3 protein-coding genes are annotated in these 6,304 nt (G+C 49.8%); all 3 read right to left on the reverse strand.

The genetic code is table 11. The features are described from left to right. Positions 1–15: 15 nt before the first annotated feature. On the reverse strand, positions 16–504 hold the full coding sequence (locus HALA3H3_RS23990) for a CreA family protein (protein ID WP_022524076.1): 489 nt from the start codon (positions 502–504) through the stop codon (positions 16–18). A 177-nt stretch (positions 505–681) separates the two neighbouring features. Beyond that, positions 682–1,452 carry a SapC family protein gene (locus HALA3H3_RS23995; protein ID WP_022524077.1) on the reverse strand — a complete coding sequence of 257 codons (771 nt, stop codon included), beginning with the start codon at positions 1,450–1,452 and terminating at the stop codon, positions 682–684. Positions 1,453–1,524: 72 nt separating this feature from the next. Then, positions 1,525–6,192, reverse strand: a complete 4,668-nt coding sequence (locus HALA3H3_RS24000; RefSeq protein WP_022524078.1) for a putative Ig domain-containing protein — start codon at positions 6,190–6,192, stop codon at positions 1,525–1,527. Between the last annotated feature and the right edge of the window lie 112 nt (positions 6,193–6,304).

The raw sequence follows: 6,304 nt of genomic DNA on the forward strand, positions 1-6,304 counted from the left end.
GCGCACACGAGTCAATTATTGCCCGCCTCCTAACTCACCGTAGTGCACAGCCGTAATCGCATTTTTAGGCGAGCCATCGACCAGCTTGGTGCTATAGGTCAGGTACACAAAGGTCTGGGTTTCGGCGTCATGCATGCGCACAACGCGCATATTCTTGAAAAGCGCAGAGCGACGTTGGCTAAAAATCACCTCTTGCTCCTCTACTTCCGCAGGGTCGAAGACAATCTCCCCCGTCTGCCGACACGCCACGCTCGCCTCACTGGCCTCCTCAGCAAGCCCCACCGCACCGGAGATCCCGCCAATCTGTGAGTAAGAGAGATAACAGGAGATGCCCTGAACCTTCGGGTCATCGAAGCGCTCCACTTCAATGGTGTTGTTCGGGCCCAGCAGCTTGAACTCAGTACGCACGCTGCCAATATGGGCATCCTGAGCGAATAGCGTGGGCGGCAGCAGTGACAACATAACCATAAGTGGCCCGAGGGCAGCGCGTTTAGAGAAAAACATGGTGAGCTTCCTTGATAATAGTCAGTCGAACGATGATCAAGCCTAGAGGATACGTTAATCCAGGAGAAAGCTCAGCGATTATCAAATTACAGGTACACATTAACTAAGTGCTATTTATTGTTACGAGGTGCTGAATTCGATGCTCGATAGAATGAAGCCAACAACTACGTAATAAAATCAAAATTTAAACTCATCTCCGTCTTCGTAAAATAGATCAATATCATTTTCAAGCTTTGACTGTTTAGCCTGCTCTTGCGCATGGAATTTCACTCGTTCTGTTAACTGAATTACTTGACTCATTGAGAATAGTTGAGCGTAGGCTAACGGCAAGGCACCGCGGCGATGCAAATCAGCTAACGTTCCTTCTCCTAATTGGTTCAGAGCTTGCTGATTAATACAATGTAAACCCTGCATATGCAGTGACGCCTGCTTGTCACCCCAGGTCGGCTGTAGAGGCCAAGGCTCGATTAGGCCTGCTTCACTTAACACTTGGCAGGCAGCAGTCGTTAAGTGTCGGTTACACTCGCTTTGCTTGAGAAAACTCAGTGTTAGTTCGACTTGATTAGCAAGATTTCCCTTCTCTCCAAAAAGTGGCTCGGCGCTCAAATCGTCAGTGAGGTGCTGCCGTTCTATGCAGAATACTTTTTTATTCGTCTCGGCCTTTGCCAAGGTAAACGGATACTCTCGCAGCGACGCGGGCACGTAATCACCCAGCCAACGACCATCGCGATGCAAATACAAGTTGCATTCGTTAAATCCGAGTACTGCTACTGGGTGATAACCCTCATTCTGGTAAATAAAGCCCAATACATAATGGGGTACCAGTCTGGCTAGCTCTTCCAGAAGAATGGGAGCCAAGTGATATTCTGCAGAAAAGAAATAGCCTTGACGTGGCCAGAATCGTTTATTGACATGCTGAGTACGTGATATGGCGATCCATTCAAGCATGAGTGCACCTACTGTTCTTCAAAAAAAGGGGCTGGTAAAACCAGCCCCTCATGCTACTAAGCTACTAACTTATCAAAAACTTCCTACCGTTGACTCATCATTAATACCAACTAGGCCAACTTCTTGGCTCATTGATGAGGGATTGAGAGTTCCAAACTCATCATCTCCCGGCATATCACTTATAGAGTTACTCTCGAACAGAAGGGTTGCATTATTACCTAGTTGGCTAGCACTGGCGTTATCAGCCACAGTAATAGCAAGCGTTGGAGCAGTCCGGTCTCCTCCAGCCGCCTCGACAAAGCGAGTCCCACCAGTTCCTTCTATTTTGACCGTGATCAGATCTCCTGAGTTAAGCCCCTCCTGAGCAATAAGCAAATTAAGTTGATTTGCCAAGTTAATACCTACGGTTATATTTTCACCATCCTGCCATGTACCTGTAGACTGCCACACTTCCTCTTCAGAGAGATAATTTCGGTTAGTGACTGAGCCGAAGCCCGCTCCGCTGAGTGAGTTCTCTACGGAGAAAGTCATCGTCGAGTTGGCAGCATGCGTCCTATCAGATACCCAGCTGATAATCGCACTATCAATAGTTTCACTATCATCAAGATTAATATTATCAGGCACGGTAAATTGAATACCGACAACATATGAGCCTATCTCCAAATCAGGACTAGACAGAGATGAGCCCTGTTCAATGTCGCCATTAGCACTCTCGACCATGGCGACAAAGTAAGTATCTGGCTCGTTTTGATCCTCTGGCACCACCACCAAGTCAAAACCTGCTGTCGCAGTAGCACCATCTTCATCGGTTACCTGAACTTCCAGCGCGTAATTACCTACCCCTGCACTAGGGCTCCCCGAGAAAGTCTTCGTTTGTGCGTCGAAGAAGACTCCATCAGGTATGTTTAGGGCTTCATAGGTCAATATATCGCCATCCAGATCGCGAAAGGTATCATCAGGAATCTCGAAGAAAAACTCATCTTCAGCTTCGATCGTCTGATCTTCAAGAGGGTTATTAACGAAAGGCTCGGTATCACCACTAAGTATAAAGGTAGAGTTCGTCGCGTTTATACTTGGCGCATTGCCTTGGTAAAGCTCAAAGAAGTCAATATGGAAGCCTTCGGAACGGCCTGCGAAAGTAATCGTATGAACACCGGCGTCAAGCACAAACTCCGCTGGGAAATTCGGTACCGAATCCGAGGTGCTATCGATAAAGTTCGCGAAGCCAAAATCGCCTGTTGCATTACCATACAGCTTTATAAACCCACTATTATCTATCGCATTGACATTACTAACGAGAAGCTCTTCAGCATTGTCATCTATCTTCACCCAGACATCATTCTGGGCATCGCTGGCCCCACCTGGATCCCGTGTCCCCCGAACTCGCAAGGTAAACTCCCCTGCTGCCGACTCAGGAATGACGAATGTATAGGTCAGTTCTGCCTGCGGCCCATTAAGAGCCTCACTGTCCTCATCGCCCCAGAGATAGTAACCAACTCCCTGGAAGTTCGCCTGGTTACCATTTTCGTCTGCCTCATCGAAGAACTGCCATTTGCCAGGAGGGTTTACTCCACCAGGTCCATTTATATCCTCAAACTGTACTTTAAGACGACTGTCCTCCATAAGGTAATAACCTTCCGACGGGATTGTCGTATCGCCATCCACAACAGGCGTACCATTCGAAATTAGATAGATCGGCTGCGATACCGGCCCCAATCCCAAGCCATCAGAGGTATTCGGGTTATCAATGACGGATGCAACAAAACCAAGCGGAAGTGTGTCATCTCCATCGAAGCTGGAGGTGTCGTTCAGGAAATCCCCATAGGTAAACTCCTGCGAAACATCGGCTGTGCCACTGGCGCCCAGCTGTACATCTACAAACTGGAACTCTGCAGCATTGTTAGCAGGGAAATTCTTATCCGCTAGACGGGCATTTACAGTATCGGCAATGCCATCCTGATTATTGGTTACTGGCTGGTGCCCTTTAGTCATGACGACTCGCACCCATTCACCAGCTGGCCCGCTAACAATTACCGAAGGTACTTCACCACCGTAGGTCCCTTGACTACCGGCAGAAAGCCCGTTGACACTCAATTCGGCAACTAGGTTAGGTGGCGTTTCACTCACCAGCACTTGTGCTCCAGCCTGGCTGCCATCGCTCATCAATTGTCCGCTGGCAGTACTACCATCAGTAAACTTGATATACACATTGGAGCCGATAAGTTCCGCCCCTGAGATCCCCCCCACATCCCAGAAGGGAATCGATCCCGTATCGACACTGGATTTGGTAAAGCCAGCAATCGAGTTAGGATCCATATCACCACTGAAACCAACTGTTTCACCGTTAGTAAATCCACCGTTGGCAGTGGCCGAAAATTTCACCAAGGCCCCACGGTAACCACCATTATTATCTGAATTCTCAGGCTCAGGATCGATTCCCGGCAGGAAATAATGCTCGTAGCCAGACGACCCCACAGGCTGAATTGCCCCGGTGTTACCGGCACTGTTGATCGCCCACTCCTTGGCTGTCGCATCCCCACCCTTGCCATCGGGATCAAACACGCTATCGCCATAGAGGGCTGTCGTCACATCAAAGAAAACCGCAGTGATCTTCTTATCTCCGGTATTTTGCACCTGGAACGAGTTACTGCCGTAATTGGAGCTCTGTACGTCATTCCCGCCAGGAGTCACAGTGACCAATGCAGAGCCAACATCACCTTGATCATAGCTATCCGATAATTCGAGGTTAGCACCAGCAAAAATTTCTTCGATCTCGGTCGTCGGCACCGGCAAAGGAGTGCTAGTGTCCTCCTTGGCACTTACCTCGAAGTAGTCATAGGCAGCGGTAAAGGCTTCCGCCGCACCATGCGTGTGGGTAATCCCTACGCCGACCGAAGCTGCAGGGTCTAGTATCGCCTCCTTAAGGGCTCCGGTGAGTTCCAACCCGCTAATGGTCACGCTGGCATTACCCGGTAAAGGTTCACCTGATGCGTCCAGTAAAGTGACTGTCGCCGTCGCCATAGTATTGCCGACGTTATTGACACTGACATCGAGTACTAGCTTCGCTTTTGCAAAATCACCGAAGCCATAACCATCTGGGAAGTCAGCCCCAAGTTTGGTTTCGGCGTTGTTGTCGCGCGAGGAAAACTCAATGTCCTGACCAACACTGCCAAATACCAACTTGGCAAAATCATTACTGTTCACACTAACCGCCAGCCCTAGCTGCGAATAACTACCGGGCGCCGAAGCAAAGGGGTTATCCACCACGGACTCCAGGATGAAGCCTCCATCACGAATAATGCCCAAGTGATAATCATTCTGTGGCGTATTTGCAGACCCCGTATCACCACTCGTTGTCGTGACCCTGAGTTGATTATCGGCAACGATGCCGGCGCCGGTATCTTCGTCCTGAAATGCCACATCAGAACTGGCCATAACCCCGGTGAAACCGTTCTGATAGGGAGTGCCGTTTACTTCGAAATTAAGGCGTATGCTTTCGCCGTCGGCCAAAGGCTGCCCATTTTGGGCGTCATAAGCAAAGACATCATCTACATTGGCATCACCATCACCATCAATATCTTCATCCGCCTGATTGGCAGTGCCATCTTCGTCCAGGTCATCACCCGGGGCATAACCGCCAAGCGGGCTGCCCTCATCAAAGTCGATCATGAAGCTCGTCGATGGCGTTGAATCGACAAGGTTGGCATTCTCTGAGGCATCTGAGACCGCCCCCTGAGCCACCCAGACCGTATAACTACCATTTTCATTCCAACCTCCAGCTGGAGACGAGATCGCATAAGTTGCTTCGCCCGTCGTTGCGTTGAAGCCATCGAAGCTGATCGTGGCAGCAACTGGAACCCCATCCAGCATGAGTGCGATGTCACTGTTATCAAGCGTCTCCGTAGCGATGCCCGAGGCATCAGCGTAAGTGACAACAACCGTAAGTTCCGCGTCGGTGTTGACTGGCTGTAGGATAGCAATCGTCGCGACCGGATTGTCGTTATCGTCAGTGGATTCTTCGCCCTGTTGCTGAATACGCAAGTAGTCATAATTAGCAACAAAAACTGGACCGGAACCAAACGAGGTCTGGGTTACGCCAACACCGAACTCTTCTCCCGCACTAGTAATGGCTGTATTCAAAGGGCCATCCGGTAGGAGCAGTGCTGGCAGAGCCGTATCTCCCAAACTTTGTCCTGATGCATCAAGGAAGGTCATGGTGCCCGAGAAACTTGCCATGCCACCATCAACACTGGCTTCGATAGCCACAACAACATCAGCAATCTGCGCGAAGCTGATGCTTGGCGGCAGGCTGAAGGTCTGTTTGCTTTGTGAACCTCCTAGCTCATAGGAGTATTCAATTTGCCCGCCTCCGACGTTGCCGAAGGTTACCTTCAGATATTCGTCCTGGCTGAGGCTTATATTAAGACCCAGCTGCGAATACTGTGCAGGCAGCGAAGGGAAAGGGTTGCCAAATTTAAGCTCAGCAGTAAAACCATCACCTCCAGACACATTAGTATAGTAATTATCATTGGCGTTATTACTGCCTCCAGCATCACCCTCACTGGCCGAAATAACCAAATTTCCATTAATGATTTCAGCTGTACCGGTTTCCTCTGTGTCAGTACCCGAACCTTCAGTCACTCCGTCAAATAAGCCTTGTAGAGTCTCACCTTCATCGAATTCAAGATTGATCGTCGCAGGATCGGTGCTGGTAATATCATCCTCCGTCACCGTTCCCATTGCCGTCGCAGCAGCGGGATCGATAGCAAACGCCTCGTCTGCAATCCCGGCTAGGATGACACTGACCTGCTCCGGGCCGTTGGCTTGATCATCGTTGGCGACGTCAACCGTC

This window comes from Halomonas sp. A3H3 (assembly GCF_000982975.1).
GTDB lineage: Bacteria > Pseudomonadota > Gammaproteobacteria > Pseudomonadales > Halomonadaceae > Vreelandella > Vreelandella titanicae.